The following is a 19,117-nucleotide window of genomic DNA, read 5'->3' as shown; positions in this document are numbered from 1 at the left end:
GCTATCTTTTTTCATACATTTTGATTAGCTCTGATTTCTGTATTTTGCCGATTGGTGTTAGAGGCAGGGTGTTTGTGAAAATGAACTCCTTGGGTATCTTGTAGTCAGCAATGTATTTCGAACAGTAGTCCCTTAGCTCCTCCTCTGTGACGTCCCCCTCCGGAATTACATATGCCACTCCCTTCTCACCATAGAACTCATCTTTGACACCTATAACTGCCACCATTGCCACCTTAGGGTGTGAGATTAGAATAGTCTCCACTTCAGCCGGATAGACATTGTAACCGGCTTGCACAAACATCTCCTTTTTCCTGCCCATAAAGTACACCAGATTGCCTTTTTTGTATCCTAAATCTCCTGTAAATAGCCATCCATCTCTAAAAGCTTCAGAAGTTTCCTTTTCAAGACCTACATATCCATCACAAACACAGTCACCTTTTACGGCAATTTCTCCAACCTCTCCTTCTGGCAGCTCATTTCCTCTGTCATCCACAATCTTAACTTGGTAGCCATCAATCGGAAGTCCGAGGACTGGCATTCCACGTGGGTCAAATAAACTTTCGACATCACCGACAAGAGGGGAAAGTAAACATGCACCTGAAGACTCGGTTAAGCCGTATAAGTGCATGATTTTTGCGTTCTTGAACTTTTCCCGTATCCTCACCACCAAATCTTTGAGCGGTGCAGAACCGCCGATAATAGCTACCCTCACTGACGAAACATCGTATTCGTCGAAATTGGTGTTAAAAAGCATGTGGTACATCGTAGGCACCCCGCCGAAAATTGTGACCTTGTGATTTTCGATAATGCTAAGCACTTTATTAGGATCGAAATACGGAACCAGAACGACAGAACCTTTGGCAGTTAAAACGGTTAGAAGTGTGCAGGTTACTCCACCTACGTGGTTAAGCGGGAGGTGGATGGAGCCGACATCTGACTCTGTAGCGTTAATGTGGTCTCTCTCTGCTACTGCAGATGATAACAAACTTTTGTGGGTCAATTTAGCTCCCTTCGGCCTTCCGGTTGTTCCTGACGTGTATATAATCACTGCAGTATCGTTTTCTGTCACTTCCTGACTCATTTTTTCTATTCCATCGCTTGTCTCCCCTTCAAGCTCGCTAAATGGAATGCCTCTTTCAGAATCCCCGATATAAATCTCATACTCAAGATTTGGAAAGTCGGCTTTGGCGAAAAAACTCTGGTAATCAAAGCCCGCAAATTCAGGCAAACAAACTACAGCCTTTGCTCTCGAATTGGTGAGCATATAATTTAATTCTGCCTCTCTGTACCTTACATTGAGAGCCACAACCTCTATTCCAATCTTGGTTGACCCAAAAAAGGTATACAACCACTCTGGCTGATTTAGTGCTATAATGGCGACCCTATCTCCTTTCCCTAACCCCAATTTTTTCAAGCCGTACGCAACCTCATCCACTTTTTTCACAAAATCCTTGTAGGAGAATCCCTCGTCATTGTAAAATATGGATGGTCGTTCGATGTCTGCCAGCTCATTTAATAGTTGCGGTATTGTCTTCATGATTAATCATCTAAATGAGCAAGTATTTTAAAATTATACTACTCAAATGCTCATTTTCGATTGATCTTTGAAGTTTAGTTACTCTTGCAGTTAGTCACAACTTACAGTCTTGTTTGTCGGCTTGTATATCTTTAAAACTAAAATGCTCCGGCCGGGATTTGAACCCGGGTCGCCGGCTTTCTTCGGAAGACCTCGAAAGGCCGGAATGATTGGCCGGGCTACACCACCGGAGCCTAACTCGCATTAAGCTTCAGTTGATATATATCACTTTCGAAGGTTAGCGGGAAGATTCCAAATCTTCCATGCTGTTAGAAGAATTGACCCGGAAACTGTTAGCATAACAATTCCTGATAAACCCGTCATTATCAACAATCTTCTCATTTCAGGTCTTGTGGCATCAAAAAATATCGCCACAAGAATTAGAACTGTGCCAGATAGAATGAGCCAGAAAAACCCGAAAAGGTAAAGAAAGGCAGCAACTTTTGTTCTTGCACCGAAAGGAACGTTTTCAGCCTTTCTCATTGCAAAAAATGTGAGGGCAGCTATAGCAGTAAGAATTGCCAACAGTGTAAAGCTTTTGGTAATCGAAATTTGAAATTGTAGAGAGGAATAAAGAGCTAAGAGCAAAACTGAAAGGTAAAAACCCACAAAAACCGGTGTTTCACCTCTCAACCGGCCTTACCTCGACGTCAACCACATCTCCAACCTTCAGCTCGTTCACACTGTAATACTCGTAGGTGACGGTTATGAAGGCATCGAACTGCATGATCTCTTCGATTCTCTTTGCCAAATCCATCCCCATCTGCATACCAAACTCGATAATTTTTGCCGGATCGCTGAAGTCTGCCCTTGCCATGAACCCCGGAGACTTGCCAACTTTTTTGAGGTAAAGCAAAACTTCATCCTCGTCCTTAAGTTCTATCCTTACAATTCTATATCTCATCGGTTAAACTCGGAATGTGAATTTAAATAGATGTTGGAACGAAAATTAATAAAACATTGAGAAAACTGTGACCATGCTCAGGGACAGCAGGATGGAAAAGAGTATGGACACAAAAGCTCTAAAGCTCTCATCCTCCATAGAGCACGACAGAAACATTTTTTATTACGATATTCTTGTTGATGTCGCTCATGTCCTCTCTCTCCACAAATCAGGCTATCTTTCTCATGAGGAGGCTGCAGAAATATTGAAGGCACTAAAAAAGATCAGGGAGAACGGATACAAACCAGAGTGGAAGTATGAAGACATTCACGAGGCAATAGAGGCAGAAGTTACGAAAATCACCGATAAAGGGGCTAAGATGCACACCGGAAGAAGCAGAAATGATGAGGTGGCGACATGTCTGAGACTTTTTGCCAGAGATCACCTTCTGAACCTTGCAGAAAATATTCTGGCAGTTATGGATGTTCTGATTAAGAAGGCTGAGAAGAGTGAAGCAATCATGCCCGGCTTCACACATCTGCAATACGCTCAACCCACAAAACTGTCTCATCACCTTGTAGCTTATCACGATATGCTTTCAAGGGATTTCGATAGGGCTATTGAAGCCTTCAAAAGGGCTAACAGATGTCCTCTTGGGTCTGCTGCCTTCGCCTCCACCGGCTTCTCTCTTGATAGACTCTACACAGCCAGACTTCTCGGCTTTGACGGTGTTGTTGAAAACAGCGAAGATGCCGTTTCTTCAAGAGATTTTTTAATTGATGCGATTTACGTCAGCACATCCTTAATGCTCTCGATAAGCAGAATTGCCGAAGAAATTGTGTTATTCTCCTCAGAGTTTGACTTTATCGAGCTTCCTGATGAATTCTCCTCTACATCATCAATAATGCCTCAGAAAAAGAATCCAGACATCGCGGAGCTTCTCAGGGCAAATGCAGGAAGGCTTGTGGGTAGCTTGACTGCAGCAATGAGCATCTACAAAGCTATGCCCTTCAGCTACAACAGGGATTTTCAGGAAATGAACCCGATTCTCTACGACTCCCTAAAGAGGGCTGAACTTGCAAGTGAGGTCTTGGCGGCGATGATTGACAAGATTGAATTCAAAGAAGAGGTTATGAAAGAAAAGGCTTCAAAGGGATTTGCAACAGCAACCGAACTTGCAGATATGCTTGTTATTAAATTTGGAATTCCCTTCAGGGCATCTCACCGCATTGTTGGAAGATTGGCAGCGAAGGAGATTGAAAAACCCACAGCAGAGGATATCAAAATTGTCGCCAAAGAATTCGGATACAGCATTAAAATTAGCGATGAGGATGTTGCTGAAGCTCTGGATGTTGAGAAGGTCATTGAGAAAAGGAGGAACATCGGTGGAACTGCATCTGACGAAATTCACAGAATGATGGAGGGAAGAAAGGAAGAGCTGAAAAACAAAAAAGCAAAAGTCAGGAATTTGCGGGGCAAAATAGCGCTAAATCTCAGAATGCTATATGATGAGGCTAAAAAGCTGGGGGTGGATTTTCATGCCTGAAAATCTGGATGGAAAAAGGGTCAGAATTAAGGCTAAAGGCAGGATTTTTGAGGGAATCGTCATGCCTTCATTTACTGGAAATCTTGTTCTTAAGCTCGATAGTGGATACAATATCGGTTTTAGAGAATACGAACTCGTGGAGGTTCTCGAGGAAGAAAAGTTTGGAGCAGAGTTAGTGAAGCTTGAGAAGAAAGAAGGGTTGCCTGAGGTCAAGATAATCTCAACTGGCGGCACAATTGCGAGCAAAGTTGATTACCGCACCGGGGCTGTTACAAGTCAGTTTACAGCTGAGGAAATTGCATCAGAGGTTCCAGAGCTGACCGAAATATGCAATGTGGACGCTGAGCTTCTATACAACATCCTTAGCGAGAACATGAAGCCGAAAAACTGGGTCGAGCTTGCAAGACACGTCTATGGAGCCTTGAAAAAATATGATGGTGTTATAATTACTCATGGAACTGATACAATGCATTACTCCTCCGCTGCCCTATCCTTCATGCTCTCAACACCCAAACCAGTCGTTTTCGTCGGTGCACAGAGGAGTTCCGATAGACCAAGCAGCGATGCTGCAATGAATTTGCTGTGCGCTGCTAAGGCTGCTATAGAGGATTTGGGAGAGGTTGTTGTTACGATGCACGGATCAACGAGCGATGATTTCTGCTATGTCCACAGAGGTGTGAAAGTCAGAAAGAACCACACATCAAGAAGAGATGCTTTTCAGTCAGTGAATGCAAAGCCAATTGCAAGAATTGATTACCCCTCGCTGAATGTTGAATGGCTCTCGTGGAGGTTCAGGAGAGATGAAAGGAAGCCAAAGCTTATGGACAGGCTCGAAGAGAGAGTAGCCCTCATAAAGTTTTTCCCCGGACTGGATAGCGAGATAATGGAATACTATCACTCAAAGGGCTATAGAGGATTCGTAATTGAGGGAACAGGGTTGGGACACGTCTCAACTGACTGGATCGAAACTCTGAAGAGGGTTTGCGAGGACTCTATCGTTGTGATGACCTCTCAGTGCCTGTGGGGAAGGATATGCGACAGAGTTTACGACACAGGCAGAGATTTGTTGAATGCCGGAGTTATAGAGGGGGAAGATATGCTCCCAGAAGTGGCACTCATAAAACTCATGTGGCTGCTCGGAAATTACAGTTTGGACGAGGCAAAAGAAATGGTAAGAAGAAATGTCGTCGGCGAAATCGAACCGACGACCCAGTACTAAACCACATGCCCCCTTACCTTGGCTATCACCCCCCACATGAATGTAACTAAAAAATCATTAATAAATTTTTCTTTCAAATTTGAAATTATCGGGAGATAAGAGAAAAGTAAATGTTTTCGAGTCTCGGGACTTCCTTCTCGATTTCAAGAATTCTACCCCCACTACTCTTTATTTTATCCACAATTTCCATGACTTCGTCTATCTCTGATACGCTCATGCTCTCTTTCCTTCCATTTAAAGTGTATTCAATTCTATAAGTCGTGTTCTCTCCTATCAGCCTTTCAAGGCTACCGTAGTAAAGGGCTTTTCCAGCCTTCATCACCACAACTTTGTCAGCGATCTTCTCAACGTAATACATATTGTGGGCTGAGAAAACGACGATTTTACCTCTCGCTGCCAGTTCTCTAAGCAGTTCTGCGATCCTTAGGGACGTGCTGGGATCGAGACCACCTGTAGGTTCGTCGTAGATCAGAATATCTGGATCGTGGAGGAGAGTTCTCGCGATTGACAGTTTCCTTCTCATCCCCTTGGAAAGTTCACCCACAAACTTATCCGGAAGATTTAGCTTGTCAAGCAACTCCTTGATTTTTGCCTTCGCGTCTTCAACTCCGTAGATATCTGCAAAGAACTTTAGATATTCAGAGACAGCCATGTTGTCATATAGAGCATCTATCTCCGGCAGATATCCAATCCTTTTCTTGATACTATCCTCAAAGGGATTGCCGAAATATCTAACCTCTCCACTATCGGGCTCTATCAGACCCGCGATTATTCTGAGAGTTGTTGACTTTCCTGCTCCGTTCTCTCCAATCAGTCCCAAAACTTCCCCCCTCTCAACCGTAAAACTCAGACCTTCTAAAGCAACAAAATCTCCGTAGCTCTTTGACAATTCTACTACCTCAAGCACCAACTAATGTTTCCCGAAGAGGATATAAAGTTTAATAGTTGGAAGCATGAAAATATAACTATGTGGAAAAAAGTTGCAGAGAAGTTCGAGAAGTATCCCTCTCAAATTGCAGTAGCGAGGGAATTCCTCAGGCTCGGGATTTCTGTGAGGAACGGAAAGGCATACTGTGATCAGATTGAACTCGTCCCAACAAAAATTGCCGAAGCAATAGGAGTTGACAGAAAGGTCGTTCTCGCGGCTATCCAGAACATCGAAAGTGATGAGGAGTTGAGAAGAGTTTTTTCTGCCCTCAAACCTGTAGCAAACATCGCCGAGGTTGCAAGAATCCTCGGTTTTGGGGTGGTTGAGGTTTACGCTGAGAGTCACAAAGTCGGGATTGTGGCAGGGGTTACCTCTGCTCTGGCAAATGCCGGAATCTCAATAAGGTATATCCTCGCAGAAGACCCTGAGCTGAGCGTGGAGTCAAAACTTACTGTTGTAACGGAAACAAAAATTCCGGGACGGGTTGTGGAAGAGATGCTGAAAGTTGATGGCGTGGAGAAGGTGCTGATAAGCTGATCATTGAAGACAGGTATACACGCTTAACTCTTAAAATTATTTGGAGGACTATTAAGCTCTGCGTCTTGGGGAGACCTACTTGAACTTGAGAAAGACAATAAGATGGCTAAAAATTCTAAATTAATCATTCTTAGCATTGCGAGAAAGAATATATACCAGACCGACAGTTACATCTTATGCGAAAATTCGGTTTAATCTTACTGGTACTATTTGTTGCTGCAATCCATCACGTAGCTGCTCAGGGCGTCTCGATAAGCTATCAACTCTCTCCTGAAATTCTTTTGCCAGGTGATTATGCAGACTGTATTCTCGTAATTTCAAATCCCTCAACCTCGGGCACCTCTATTAAAGTGAACTCCGTCATTCTAACAGGTTATGGTGTTGAAATCGCTCCAAGGGAAATATACAGTATAGGCATAATACCAGCAGGGGGGAGTGCAACCCTTCCTTTCTCAATAAAGGCTATTAAAGCTGGAAGGTTCAACGTTGAGGCTTCAATTTCCACTGAGAATGGCACAATTAGGCAGAACATCCAGATTGTTGTTGACGACAACTTCCCCTCTCTCACCGTAACCTCGCCAGTTTATAAGGGAGAGGTGAACGACCTGCAGTTCTATGTTTCCTCTCCGACTGAACTTAAAGACGTCAGGGTTGAGGCGCTGTTCAACGCTACCCCTCAGTCCGTTTATCTGGGTGAAGTAGGCAGCAATGGTGCTGAGGGAGTTTTCAAGTTCTTCCCATCATCTTCGACACTTGAATTCAGAATATCCTTTTACAATGGAAACAACTACCATGAGGTTATCAGAACCGTTAACGTGAGGATGCTTGAGTCCAAGGGTGTTGTCGTTAATGTAACTGTCCCCTACAAAACGCTTTACATCGGTGATTCCATACTAGTTCCAGTAGAGGTAGCAAATTTAAGAGGAGACGAGATTATAGGGGTCAGAATTACCGCCCAAAGCGACCTTGGAACTTTCAGCGATCCGGTTGAGGTTCCATCAATACCAAGCGGGGAGAGCAAGAGGGTCAACTTCAAGTTCAGTCCGGCGAGGGGTGGGGAGGGTGAGGTGTTTTTCACAATTGAATATTCTGACGAATTCGGAAATAAATACAGCATAGAAAAGAGTTTTTCGATAAAGGTCCTTGACAGCTTCGCAGTTAGCCTCACAAACGTCAACGTAGCGAGAGAAGGTATGCAGGTGACTGTGTCGGGAGATGTGAGCAACAACGGGAGAAGTGAAGTATACAACGCCTATGCGCTTGCCACATGTGATGGATACAAAGCAGACTACTTCATCGGAAACATTGATCCGTCTGATTTTCAGAGTTTTGACTTGCCTGTAAAGTGCAACAAAAGTGTTTTGGTTACAGTATCATGGTCCAACGATCTGGGCGAGAAGTTTGAAATACATAAGCAAGTCAATCTCGGGGGAGGGGTTCCTACCGAAGTCGAGAGTTCAAATCTGCCGATTGTAATATCCATCGTGGTTGCAGCAGTCGTCTTTGTGATAATTGGACTTATAATTTACAGGCAGATAAGGAAATGAGGGTTGTTGAGCTGGTTGATGTCTCAAAAATCTACAAAACTGAATTTTACGAAGTGAAGGCTCTCGAAAACGTTAACTTGGAGATAGAGGAGGGAGATTTTGCGGTTATTATGGGCCCGTCCGGGAGTGGAAAGTCCACCCTTCTAAACTTGATCGGCTGCCTTGACAAGCCCACGAGCGGGAAAGTGTTGATAAACGGCATTGAAACCATAAATCTAAGTGATAAAGAGCTTACTGAGCTCAGAAGAGACACCATAGGCTTTATATTCCAGACCTACAACCTAATCCCAACACTTTCTGCTTTGGAGAATGTAGAGCTTCCCATGATATTCAAGGGGATAAGCAAATATGAGAGGGAGAGAAGAGCAAAGAAGTTGCTGGGCATCGTTGGTTTGGAGAGAGAAATGGACAGAAAGCCGAATGAGCTAAGCGGCGGACAGCAGCAGAGGGTAGCAATTGCAAGGGCACTGGCAAACGACCCCAAAATACTGCTCTGTGATGAACCCACGGGCAATCTCGACACGAAGTCTGGGGAACAGGTGATGGACATTATAAAAGAGCAAAACGAAGAGAGGGGAGTGACAGTAATTCTCGTCACTCACGACCCAACCCTCGCCAAGTATGGGAATTTTATTATCCGGTTGAGGGACGGAAAAATCGAGGGGATAGAGGGAGGATAGAATGTATCTTGAACTTGCAAGAAGAAATCTTCAAAGGGCAAAAGTTAGGAGTCTGCTTGCTGTCATAGGAATTCTGATAGGGGTTATGGCTGTATCAGCCATAGGAATATTCGGGGAGAGCTTAAAGGCAACAGTGCTTGAGAACTTCGAGGATGTTGCAAATGAGTTGATAGTGGGACCCAACTACTACGCTGGATACAGATATGTTGATGAAAAGGATGTAAACCAAATAGAGAAACTACCATATGTGAAGAGCGCCATACCCGTAAAATCAGACACACTGCTTGTTGAATCGAAAAAGCTGAAAGCTTACCTGCAAATATACGGATTGAGCGAGAAGGATGCCGAAGAGTTGTTTGATGCTGAGAAGGGGGTTATAAGGCTTAAAGGTAGCTGTGTGGTTGGCAAAAACCTCGCTGATACCGGAGATATAAAGGTCAACTCTAAAATAACAATAAACGGCAGAGAATTTAGGGTTGCCGGGATACTTGAAGATACCGGTGCAAGATTTGATATAAATCCCAACACAGCCGTAATAATTTCACAAGATGACTTCAGTAAGATTTCGGATAAGGGATACACGATGGTTATAGTGAAGGCAGACAGACTCGATCATGTTGATAACGTTAAGAAGGCAATCGAGGAGAGGTTAAATAGCAGGGAAGATAAAGTGTATGTGTTTGAACTGAGTATCATCCTCGAAAGAATAAACGAAGCTTTTGCGCAGATCAACACGTTTCTGATGGCAATTGCATCCATCTCCCTTCTCGTTGCTGGTGTCAGCATCCTCAACATTATGCTTATGTCCACTATTGAAAGAACAAAGGAAATAGGTGTGATGAGAGCAATAGGAGCATACAGGGTCACAATTTTAAAAATCTTCCTGCTCGAAGCAGTAATACTCGGAATTATTGGAAGCTCAATTGGTAGCGTTCTGAGCCTTGCGGGTGGTTACGCAATAGATTACATCATCCTCCAGAACGTAAAATACGTGTTCCAGCCTGGCACCCTGTTCTATCTTATTCTCGGTTTCTCGGTTGGTTTGACAACTGCAGTTGTTAGCGGGCTGTATCCGGCTTGGAGGGCGAGCAGACTTGAACCTATTGAGGCTCTTAGGTTTGAGTAAATTCTGATTCCTCTTCATCAAACTCCAACTCATCAGACTCAAAACTTTCATCTGCTTTCTCAAGTTCTATTTTCATACCACCGATAAATCTAGCGACAATGTTGTAGAGAAAGGCAAGCACTGCTCCGAGAACGAATCCGACTACGGCATAGGTTAATGGGACTAAGACAAGCACAACAGGGTTAAACGAACCTCCCTTACTGATCGTCAGACCTACGATACTGATCAGACCGATTATTGCCATAAACACAGCCCCTATTTTCGCCATAGACAGCAGACCCAACCTCTTTATCTCGAACATGTTGGCTTCTAAGTCAGTGTAATTATTAAATTTTTTGTTAAAATGGCAGGGACATGTCCACTTAACATAAACACCACCTCAACCGATTATAGTAGAGCATAAACAGCTTGCAGAACAAATTCCAGTTTCTAACAGGATTTGAACAGCTAATCGAGCAAAAGAATATCTTGATTCTTTGCTTCAGTGAAGAAAACACCGATTCAATCAAGCTTCTTTCACCGAAAGGATTGATGCTCGAATTCTAAACCAAGGCTTTCCAGAGCATCAATCAGCTAGGGAAGCCTTATCAACAACGAATTTAGGCTTGTTCTCACAGTAATTCAGAACTTCCTTTACAAAGGACTTAGTAGTAAGGTAGTTTCTCGTGGTATAGACTCTCATCAGAATTAACTCGTTTCTTTCAACGTCTACGGCAGAGTAGAGGTAGTACTTCTTTTTGTTCGCTTTAACAACTGTTTCATCTATTGCTATTAGATTTCTATACTCTTTCTCCGCGGAAGTCGGCAATTTCTCCTCAAACTTCTTTACCCAGTTCCAGACTGAAGTTTTGGATACTGGATGAGGTTCGGAAAGAATTCTTGCAGTTCTTCTTACCGAGTATTTGATTTAAAGTGGTACTTTGTTCCTTTCGAATACTTTCAGCTCTTTCACAATATCCTTTACCCTTAGCATAATAATACTTGATTTTTGGTATTTATAGCTTGTGATAATGCAGACATGTTCATAGATAGGTTTTGGTAATGGGGACACATCTATTACCAAAGTTAAACGAGTAAATAACAAAAGTAATGATGTTGGAGCTTTAGAAGACCTCACGAGGATAAAGCTTGGAAGAATACATAGGACTACCTTCGTGTTTCAAGCTTTTAAAAGAGCTTGAAACGCTTAACCTCGTAAACGAGGAGGAGAAGAGACTCACCTCATGCCGAAAGGAGAGCTTTTTCTCGAAATTCAGAAAGTTATAGCAGGTTATGAGAGATTTCTTGAGAAATTTGGGAGTATATTAACGACTGCTGCCTCGATATCATTCCTCGCTGACTAATTCTGGGGTTTTACTAGCTTCAATCAGTAGAGGTTGTTGAGGTTTTAGGAAACTACCTCTAACCTCATAACGAGTTCTTATTAACTTTAAGCAAAGTTGAGGAGGTTAGAGGATGCGCTCCAGTGTTTATCAATTAAGATGATTGATAGCATATAGCGTAAAATTTATATGCTATAACAGCTCATATTGATTGGTGGTAGCATGTGGAAAAAGCTTAGTCTAATCTTGGTTTGTGTGATTTTAGGAAGTGTGACTGTAGCCTTTTCTGCAGGACTAAAGACAAAAATCGAACCATCGAAATTGGAGCTAAAAGATCCCAAAAAACTGACAGCAAAGGAATTAAAGACACTCTACGAAAAGTACAACATTTCAGACAATGACATCAAGTTTGCTAAGGGACAGTTGCCCTACTACCTTGAAGGTTATCTCCCAGATTCGTACGTGGTTATGGGCAGAACTGCAAACGGAACTGTTGAAGACTGGATCGACCCCAAAGCTGTTGAACATTTCAGAAAAATTGGCGTAGCCGTGTTGAATGCCTCAGAGTTTCTTGCTATAAGGGAGAAAGCCAGAAAGGCATTCATCGAAAAGTACGGCGTTGATCCTCACAATCCAAGAGTTGTGATGGTGGATGGCATTCCAGTCCCAAAAGAATATGCTAAGGAGCTGGCCGAGAAGTACGCTGGAGATTATTTAGACGGGGGATTATCGCAGGACTTTAAGCCTCAGCAATTCGAAATAATGAGTTCCAAAGCAGCATCTGGCCCTCAAATTAAAAACGGAGCTTTGTATTTGTGGATAGTCGAAGCCATAGGAGACGATCGACCAACGAATACGGATTATTTCGACGCTACTCTGGATGCCTACGATAGGTTCCAAGTATTTAACAGTGGAGCAACTCTAAACTGGTATTTCCTCGATTTTTGGGACGCAAGCGATGTGACTTCGGGAAAGCTTTCAGACTACCTTGAAGATCTGGCCGAAGATATGGAAGGTTGGAGGAGCTGGTATAATGATGGGGATCCGCAAAACGATATAATGATCGGCTGGATAAAGTCGGTGGACGACAAGTATTGCGGTTATGCCTATATAAATGGATTTTACAGCGTTGGAGTGACAGAAAGTGGACACTACACATGCTGGTTAATCCCGCTGGATATCGTTGCTCAGCACGAAATTTCCCACAACTTTAAAGCCGAGGATAGCACATACTGCTGGGAGCACGATCCATGTATTATGAACTACTGCTGGGTCACTCTTGGAACAAACACGTGGTGCGATTTGTGCTGGGATAGGATATACAACAATATTAACGGAATAAGCGATGAGTGAGAGCATGAAGAAGAAACATATTTTACTTTTAATTTTGATACTCGCACCTGTAGCCTTCTTCATCCTAACCTTGGCGACATTAGATATTTCTATGAGTTTCCAGGTTAAAAAACTCACCTCTCCGCCTGATGCTTACTTCGAGATTACCGAGGAGGACTTTCAGGAATATCCGATTCTAGAAGAAATACTGGAAGATGCAGAGAAGTTAGCGCCGGGAGAGAGTAAGAGCTATGAACTGGACTTAGAAACTGGAAAAAGAATCAGCAACTATCTGGCTAAGAGGCAATCTGAAATTGGAGTGTGCAGCTATAGCAGCTACACTTACTGCTTCAAATACGGTAATGAATTTTATGGCGCCAATATGGGGACGCCTTAAATGCCAATTCCGGAGTGTGTTTAATATCCCATTTCCTTTATTCTAACTCTTAACAAAACTCTCAGAGCGTAGTATGCAACTCTAACAAGCTTTGTTACGGCCGTTTTCAAAGAGCAAGGGATTTTATCTTCGAACCAGTTAGTTAAAGCTCCGAAGAACCCTTCGCAAACCCCTCTCCTCCTGTACTTATCCTTATCGAAGATCCTGTCCCTAAACTCTCGCTCCGTAGCCCTTTGTTTTATTCTTCCCTTTGTTTTATTCTTTCCTCGGTTTAACGATAGGAAGATAGCCCCTATCTACGACGGTATTTCAACTCCTGCTGTCGTAGGCTGCGTCAGCGTAGAAATATCCCTTACCTTCAGGCAGTCTTTCAATTGCTCTCGTAAGTTGTTATCGAAACGGCTACAGGATAAAGGGTCCCTATACCGTTATCGCGTGTATTTCTATCCTATCCCCTTTTTACTGAAAACAGCTAAATCTGCGAAGCTTTCTGAATTCGTTTGTGAAGCTCTCTTAAAATTGCATTGACGATCTCCTCCATGTAAGGAGCGAGTTTCTTCTCCCGGAAGTGTAGAACCGTGTGGTCAATCCTTACCCCAAGCTTAATCCTGACCTCCGCAGTCCTTAAAGACAGCTTTTCAAATTCCTTTATAATCAAAGCCTTTATTATCGTTTTTATGTCGTAAATTCTTTGGTTTTGGAATATTCTGATTCTATGTTTATGCTGATGGAGTCAAAGACTGCCAGGATGAGTTCTATGTCGTAGTTTCTCGTATCCCATCTTTTTAGCATTGTTTTGTCTGTAGCTGGTTTAAATAAGTTTTGATGTTGAATTATATTAGTGTAGTATTGAGATTAGAGGATGTTAAACACACTCCCAATTCCGCTAATTTTTTATAAGAATGAGCCAACTTTCAACTGGTGTCTAAATGCCAAGGGTACTGGACATTGATGAAAAGGATAGAATGATACTTGAGCTTCTTGAAAAAGACCCTGAGATGTCTCAGAGCGAGATTGCGAAAATTGTTGGCCTTTCTCAGCCGTCAGTGGGAAGTAGGATCAAGAAATTGAAGGAGCTTGGCGTCATAAGCCACGCTTATGGTCTAAACCTGAAAAAATCAGGATTGCACATACTAAAAGTTGATATAAAGTGCAAAAGACCGTCAGATATTATATCAAAGCTGTCAAGATGTCCTTTTTTTCTGAACGGATTTGTTGTTGCAGGCGACAAAAACTTAACTCTGTTTCTGGGTGGTGAAGACCTGACGACCCTCGAGGCCATAGTTGATAAGCATATACGATCGAAACCAGAGGTTTACAATGTTGAGGCCGGAATAATCGTTAGATCGGAGAAGGATGTCGTGATGCCAATTAAAATGTACATTGAAAAATCCAAAAAAGCTCCTTGCGGTGACGTTAGCTGTAATAACTGTCTTTACTGGAAAAAAGACCTTTGCTTGGGTTGTCCGATAACTGGTCACTACAGAGGCAAATTCTGGAAGTAAAATGCTGAGCCGGATTAAACCTTGGACGACCGAGTTAGCAAAGCCTTTTGCTAATATTCTCGGCAGAATGGGTATTCAACCTAACCATCTAACAATTCTTGGCCTTTTTTTTGGACTTCTGTCTGCATATTACATCATAAGCGGCAAAATTCTTATTGCTGCCCTCTTTGTTCTTCTAAGCAGCATCTGTGATTTCCTTGATGGAGCGCTGGCGAGGACTGCCAACCTTACAACAAATTTCGGGGGTTTTCTTGACTCTGTGGTGGACAGATACGTAGACGTTATCCTTTTCCTCTCTCTCGGAATATACGGCGTTGATTGGGTTATCGTTGGGTTGGCCATGAGCGGCTCACTTCTCGTCAGCTACACGAGAGCAAGAGCTGAGAATGTGATAGAGAGATGCGATGTTGGTATAGCAGAGAGGGGCGAGCGGTTGCTCATACTTCTGCTCGGTCTCATCACAGGATACGTTTACGAGGTGGTCTTGATCATTGCCGTTTTAAGCCACATCACCGTTCTGCAGAGGATTTGGCATACGTATTCCAGGACAAGATAATGGCAAAGCTTTAAAAGTTAAAAATTAAAGAAAAGTTGAATGCTGGAGAAGCTGGTAATTCCTGCAAACACGAGATTCGAGGAGAGAAACATAGTCGCAAGTGGGGATGTTATTATTGGCCCCAACTCCAAACTCAGTTACGGCATCATTGCGAAAAAGGTCATACTGGGAGAGAGGGTTACGGTAGACGGCGACGTTCTCGGAGAGGAGGTTAGACTTGACGCTTGGTGCAACGTCAGCGGGAATGTGACATCAAAACATGACGCCTACATCGGTGAATTCGCCTCCATTGGGGGAAAGCTAACAGTTTACGGAGACCTTGAAATTGGAAGAAATGTCAGAATAAAGAATGGGTTTGAGGCAAAGGGTCTTATAACCATCCAAGACCCCACTCCAGCCCTGTTCTTTATATTCCTTTATCTGTTAATTCTCTTGAGGCTTGGAAGACTGGAGGAGGCAGAAAAGCTCCTCGAAGAGGTGGAAGAATTTGATTCTCCCCTTATAATCCCGGACAGCACTCAGGTAAGCATAGACAGGATTGTGACAAGCAAGAATGCAGAGATCATAGGTAGCAGAATTCTGGGAAATATAAAAGCGAGAGATATTTACGTAAGTGAGAGTGAGATATTTGGCAGTTTGAGAGGCAGAGAGGTTATAGTTGAGAAGTGCAGAGTGCATGGGGCGATTGAAGGAAAAATAGTGTATCTCCTGAACTCTTCCGAGGTTTTTGGACATATAAGGGCTGATAAAGTTTACATGGAAGATGGATGCAGCGTTGAGGGTGGAATAGTCGGCAGAGAGGGAGTATGGATAAGAGAGAAGGTTGAGATACCCGGTAGAGAAGAGGAAAAAGAAATAGCTGAAGTTGTCGAAGAGGAGGAAGTAACAACGGAGCAAGAGTTAGAGGAGGTAACAAGCTACAACGAAGCTGAAGAGGAATCCAAATCCGAGTTGGAGAAAGTAGAGGAAGGGAAAGATGGAGTGGGAGAAGAAGAAGTTTCAAAGGATGTTCCCTAACCTTTTTCACGAACTTGAGGGCAAAAAGCTACCCACAGTTCTCGACCACCTTGAGGTGTGTAAAACTATTGAGGAGGCGTTGGAGGTTATCGAGTTCTTTGAGAGAAAGGGAGAAATTAGCGTCGAATACGCTAATTTTTTAAAGAGCAACTCCTCACTGCTCAAAAGCTTGATCGGGACAAGAGAAAGAGGAGAATATACGAGGAGGGGTTTGAGTGATTGAGATTGGTATAGCAGGAAAACCCAACGCAGGCAAATCAACGTTCTTCAAAGCCGCGACTCTTGCCGATGCCGAGATTGCCAGCTACCCCTTTACAACGATCAAGCCGAACATCGGTGTGGGATACGTGAGAGTTAAATGCGTCTGTCAGGAACTTGGTGTGGAGTGCAGAGAGTGTATTGACGGATGGAGGTTCATTCCCGTAAAGCTTATTGACGTTGCCGGACTTGTTCCAGATGCTCACAAGGGTAGAGGACTGGGCAACGAGTTTCTCGACAATCTGAGGCAGAGTGAGGCTGTAATACACGTCGTTGACGCTTCAGGTTCGACAGACGAGGAGGGAAATGAGATAGGTGTTGGCGAGCGTGATCCTATTGAGGACGTGAATTTTCTCTATCACGAGATAGACATGTGGCTTTACGGTATTCTCAAGAGAAACTGGGAGAAAATAATGAGGAGAATGAAAGCTGAAAAGAGAGATGCAGTAAAGTTTCTAACTGAGCAGCTTGCCGGGCTTGGCTTTGAGGAATGGATGATCAGAGAAGCAATAAAGGGCTTTGGAGACGTTTCAAAACTCGATGATGATGGACTGAAGCAATTTGCGGTTGAGCTGAGAAAGAGGAGGATGAGAATGGTGATCGCTGCAAATAAGGCAGATAAGGCTCCAAAGGAGCTTCTTGAGAGACTAATTAGTTTGCCGGAGATAACAGTTCCCACTTCGGCAGCCTACGAGCTTATACTGAGAACTGCAGCGAAGAATGGTTATATCAAATATCTGCCCGGTGATAGTGATTTCGAAATTGTGAAAGAGCTGAACGAAAAGCAGGTTAAGGCTCTCGAAAGAATAAGAAACTTTCTGAAGGAATTTGGGTCTACGGGTGTACAGAGTGCAATCAATAAGGTCGTTTTTGATGTTTTAGACTACATAGTTGTCTATCCGGTGGAGGACGAGAACAAGTTCACCGACACCAAAGGCAACGTCCTTCCCGACGCCATGCTCGTGAAGAGAGGTACCACTGCGAGAGAGCTTGCATATATGATCCATACCGATATTGGAAAGCACTTTATCTACGCTCTGGATGCCAGAACTAAGATGAGGATAGCTGAGGATCACGAATTGAAGAACAATGATGTAATAAAGATCGTTTCAAGTGCATAACAATCTTTTTAAGAATTAATGGTCAACATTTTTGGATGATCACCCTCCTCAACCCAAATGCAAATGTTGAGGTTGTGAAAAGACTTGACATATCTACTCCCCCCTTAGGTCTGGGTTATCTTGCTGCTGTGCTGAGAAGGGAGGGGTTTAAAGTTAGGATTATTGACGATATGGTGGAGAACCTCAACTTTGAGACACTCATAAAGAGAGTGAAAAACTCGATAATGGTGGGCATAACCTCTACAACTCCCACATTCAACTCTGCCCTGAAATACGCCAGAAAAATAAAGGAGGTCTTACCAGACATTTTCGTTGTTCTCGGTGGTGTTCACGTCACCTTCAGACCGCTTGATGCTGCTAAAAATGACTTTGTGGATGCAGTGTGTGTTAGCGAGGGCGAAGAGACAATCGTTGAAGTTGCGGAGAAAGTTGAAGCAGGAAAGACGCTGGAGGATGTAAAGGGTGTTGTTTACAGAAGTGAGAACGAGATAGTTGACAATGGGCCAAGAGGATTTATAAGAGACCTTGATTCTCTCCCCTTTCCCGCTTATGACCTAATGCCCCTCGAAAGATACTCTCTTTTTGGTGAGCGTCTGGAGCAATTTCCTATGATTACTTCCCGTGGGTGCCCTTTTGCATGCAGATATTGCAGCTCATCCCTTTTCATGGGGCACCGATTCAGAGTTAGGAGCGCTGAGAACGTTGTAGACGAGATCGAGTGGCTTGTAAGCGACTTTAACGCCAAACACATAGCCTTCAGTGATGACACCTTCACCCTGAGCAGACGAAGGGTTGAGGCAATCTGCGATGAGATTAGGAGGAGAGGAATAGATGTCGAATGGAGCTGTTCCTCGCGTGTTGACACGACTAATGAAGATATGCTGAAAAAAATGAAAGAAGCCGGCTGCAGTGCCATATACTTCGGAGTTGAGTCTGCAAGTCCGAGAATTCTGGATTTTTACAGAAAAAAGATAGATTCTGAGAAAGTCAGAAGAGCTGTTACGCTGGCAAGGAAATATGGTATAAGGGTGATCTGCTCCTTCATCATCGGTGCTCCGATGGAGAGAAAAGAGGAGATGAGGGCGACACTGAAGTTTGCTCTCGAGCTCGACCCCGATTATGCGCAATTTTCAGTTCTTACTCCCTACCCCGGAACCGAAATATTTGACGAGGCAGAGAGAAAGGGATGGATTTTGAGCAGGAATTTTGATGATTTTACAGCCGGAAAACCTGTGCTAAAGAACTTTTTTATGTCTCCACAGGAGATTTCGAGATTTCTGAAGTACTGCTATCTTAGATTTTATCTCAGACCAAAATTCATATTGAGAGAGGTGAAGAGGGGGAATTTCAAGGTCATTCTGGGAGTAATCAGAAAAGCTTTGAAATGGTAAAATTAAAATCGAAAAGATTATTTGCTTTCCAGTTTTGCTCATAGATGGTGATGTTATGAGATTTGGTATTGAGTTTGTGCCAGATATGAAATACTACGAGCTTGAGTACTATGTAAAACTGGCTGAGGACAGTGGTTTTGACTATACGTGGATTACAGACCACTACAACAACAGAA

Annotated in this window: 21 protein-coding genes, 1 tRNA gene and 1 pseudogene; 15 read left to right on the top strand and 8 right to left on the bottom strand. The window is 43.3% G+C overall.

The window, feature by feature from the left end; translation table 11 throughout:
* Position 1 precedes the first annotated feature (1 nt).
* The 4 genes from BP688_RS01995 to BP688_RS01980 form a co-directional block, all read right to left on the bottom strand.
* A complete protein-coding gene (locus BP688_RS01995) occupies positions 2-1,537 on the bottom strand; it encodes a class I adenylate-forming enzyme family protein (protein ID WP_290597791.1) in 1,536 nt (511 codons plus the stop codon).
* 143 nt (positions 1,538-1,680) lie between these two features.
* Positions 1,681-1,770, bottom strand: a tRNA-Glu gene (locus BP688_RS01990).
* Positions 1,771-1,801: 31 nt separating this feature from the next.
* A complete protein-coding gene (locus BP688_RS01985; protein ID WP_290597790.1) occupies positions 1,802-2,101 on the bottom strand; it encodes a hypothetical protein in 300 nt (99 codons plus the stop codon).
* 97 nt (positions 2,102-2,198) lie between these two features.
* Positions 2,199-2,480: a hypothetical protein gene (locus BP688_RS01980; RefSeq protein ID WP_290597789.1), complete on the bottom strand. Its 282-nt coding sequence runs from the start codon at positions 2,478-2,480 to the stop codon at positions 2,199-2,201.
* A 73-nt stretch (positions 2,481-2,553) separates the two neighbouring features.
* On the opposite strand from BP688_RS01980, the gene argH reads away from it, so the two are divergent.
* Together argH and gatD are read left to right on the top strand one after the other, a co-directional pair.
* The gene (gene argH / locus BP688_RS01975; RefSeq protein ID WP_290597788.1) at positions 2,554-4,005 is read left to right on the top strand and encodes an argininosuccinate lyase; all 1,452 of its coding nucleotides are present in this window, start codon (positions 2,554-2,556) and stop codon (positions 4,003-4,005) included.
* Positions 3,998-5,224: a Glu-tRNA(Gln) amidotransferase subunit GatD gene (gene gatD, locus BP688_RS01970; protein WP_290597787.1), complete on the top strand. Its 1,227-nt coding sequence runs from the start codon at positions 3,998-4,000 to the stop codon at positions 5,222-5,224. The genes argH and gatD overlap by 8 nt, the downstream gene beginning before the upstream one ends.
* 85 nt (positions 5,225-5,309) lie before the next feature.
* Here the strand turns inward: gatD and BP688_RS01965 are convergent, their stop codons facing one another.
* Positions 5,310-6,131 carry an ABC transporter ATP-binding protein gene (locus tag BP688_RS01965; RefSeq protein WP_290597786.1) on the bottom strand — a complete coding sequence of 274 codons (822 nt, stop codon included), beginning with the start codon at positions 6,129-6,131 and terminating at the stop codon, positions 5,310-5,312.
* A 60-nt stretch (positions 6,132-6,191) separates the two neighbouring features.
* Between BP688_RS01965 and BP688_RS01960 the strand changes: the two genes are divergently transcribed.
* From BP688_RS01960 to BP688_RS01945, 4 genes are all read left to right on the top strand, one after another.
* Positions 6,192-6,689: an ACT domain-containing protein gene (locus BP688_RS01960; protein ID WP_290597785.1), complete on the top strand. Its 498-nt coding sequence runs from the start codon at positions 6,192-6,194 to the stop codon at positions 6,687-6,689.
* Positions 6,690-6,865: 176 nt separating this feature from the next.
* Positions 6,866-8,236, top strand: coding sequence for a COG1361 family protein (locus BP688_RS01955; RefSeq protein WP_290597784.1), 1,371 nt, complete (start codon positions 6,866-6,868; stop codon positions 8,234-8,236).
* Positions 8,233-8,916: an ABC transporter ATP-binding protein gene (locus tag BP688_RS01950; protein ID WP_290597783.1), complete on the top strand. Its 684-nt coding sequence runs from the start codon at positions 8,233-8,235 to the stop codon at positions 8,914-8,916. The genes BP688_RS01955 and BP688_RS01950 overlap by 4 nt, the downstream gene beginning before the upstream one ends.
* 1 nt (position 8,917) lies before the next feature.
* Entirely contained in the window at positions 8,918-10,042 is a 1,125-nt protein-coding gene (locus BP688_RS01945; RefSeq protein WP_290597782.1) for an ABC transporter permease, read from the top strand.
* On the opposite strand, the gene BP688_RS01940 is transcribed toward BP688_RS01945, so the two are convergent.
* Entirely contained in the window at positions 10,029-10,343 is a 315-nt protein-coding gene (locus BP688_RS01940; RefSeq protein WP_290597781.1) for a DUF3566 domain-containing protein, read from the bottom strand. The genes BP688_RS01945 and BP688_RS01940 overlap by 14 nt on opposite strands.
* A 264-nt stretch (positions 10,344-10,607) precedes the next feature.
* Positions 10,608-10,850 (bottom strand): DDE-type integrase/transposase/recombinase, encoded by a 243-nt coding sequence (locus BP688_RS01935; protein WP_290597780.1) that lies wholly within the window; start codon positions 10,848-10,850, stop codon positions 10,608-10,610.
* A 736-nt stretch (positions 10,851-11,586) separates the two neighbouring features.
* On the opposite strand from BP688_RS01935, the gene BP688_RS01930 reads away from it, so the two are divergent.
* On the top strand, positions 11,587-12,717 hold the full coding sequence (locus BP688_RS01930) for a zinc metalloprotease (RefSeq protein WP_290597779.1): 1,131 nt from the start codon (positions 11,587-11,589) through the stop codon (positions 12,715-12,717).
* A gap of 4 nt (positions 12,718-12,721) precedes the next feature.
* A complete protein-coding gene (locus BP688_RS01925) occupies positions 12,722-13,093 on the top strand; it encodes a hypothetical protein (RefSeq protein ID WP_290597778.1) in 372 nt (123 codons plus the stop codon).
* Positions 13,094-13,565: 472 nt separating this feature from the next.
* Here BP688_RS01925 and BP688_RS01920 read toward each other — a convergent pair whose 3' ends face one another.
* On the bottom strand, positions 13,566-13,751 hold the full coding sequence (locus BP688_RS01920) for a hypothetical protein (RefSeq protein WP_290597777.1): 186 nt from the start codon (positions 13,749-13,751) through the stop codon (positions 13,566-13,568).
* Between the two features lie 271 nt (positions 13,752-14,022).
* Between BP688_RS01920 and BP688_RS01915 the strand changes: the two genes are divergently transcribed.
* The 7 genes and pseudogenes from BP688_RS01915 to BP688_RS13510 all read left to right on the top strand — a co-directional run.
* Positions 14,023-14,598 carry an Lrp/AsnC family transcriptional regulator gene (locus BP688_RS01915; RefSeq protein ID WP_290597776.1) on the top strand — a complete coding sequence of 192 codons (576 nt, stop codon included), beginning with the start codon at positions 14,023-14,025 and terminating at the stop codon, positions 14,596-14,598.
* Between the two features lies 1 nt (position 14,599).
* On the top strand, positions 14,600-15,154 hold the full coding sequence (gene pgsA / locus BP688_RS01910; RefSeq protein WP_290597775.1) for an archaetidylinositol phosphate synthase: 555 nt from the start codon (positions 14,600-14,602) through the stop codon (positions 15,152-15,154).
* Between the two features lie 39 nt (positions 15,155-15,193).
* A complete protein-coding gene (locus BP688_RS01905) occupies positions 15,194-16,171 on the top strand; it encodes an acyltransferase (RefSeq protein WP_290597774.1) in 978 nt (325 codons plus the stop codon).
* A complete protein-coding gene (locus BP688_RS01900; protein ID WP_290597773.1) occupies positions 16,131-16,394 on the top strand; it encodes a DUF2095 family protein in 264 nt (87 codons plus the stop codon). The genes BP688_RS01905 and BP688_RS01900 overlap by 41 nt, the downstream gene beginning before the upstream one ends.
* A complete protein-coding gene (locus tag BP688_RS01895; RefSeq protein WP_290597772.1) occupies positions 16,387-17,550 on the top strand; it encodes a redox-regulated ATPase YchF in 1,164 nt (387 codons plus the stop codon). The genes BP688_RS01900 and BP688_RS01895 overlap by 8 nt, the downstream gene beginning before the upstream one ends.
* Before the next feature lie 35 nt (positions 17,551-17,585).
* Positions 17,586-18,941: a B12-binding domain-containing radical SAM protein gene (locus BP688_RS01890; RefSeq protein ID WP_290623688.1), complete on the top strand. Its 1,356-nt coding sequence runs from the start codon at positions 17,586-17,588 to the stop codon at positions 18,939-18,941.
* Between the two features lie 55 nt (positions 18,942-18,996).
* Positions 18,997-19,117, top strand: a pseudogene (locus BP688_RS13510) (5,10-methylenetetrahydromethanopterin reductase); the annotation flags it as partial.

The organism is Archaeoglobus sp. UBA230 (genome assembly GCA_002507545.1).
GTDB lineage: Archaea > Halobacteriota > Archaeoglobi > Archaeoglobales > Archaeoglobaceae > Archaeoglobus.
This window is presented reverse-complemented; position numbering and strand designations above follow the sequence as displayed.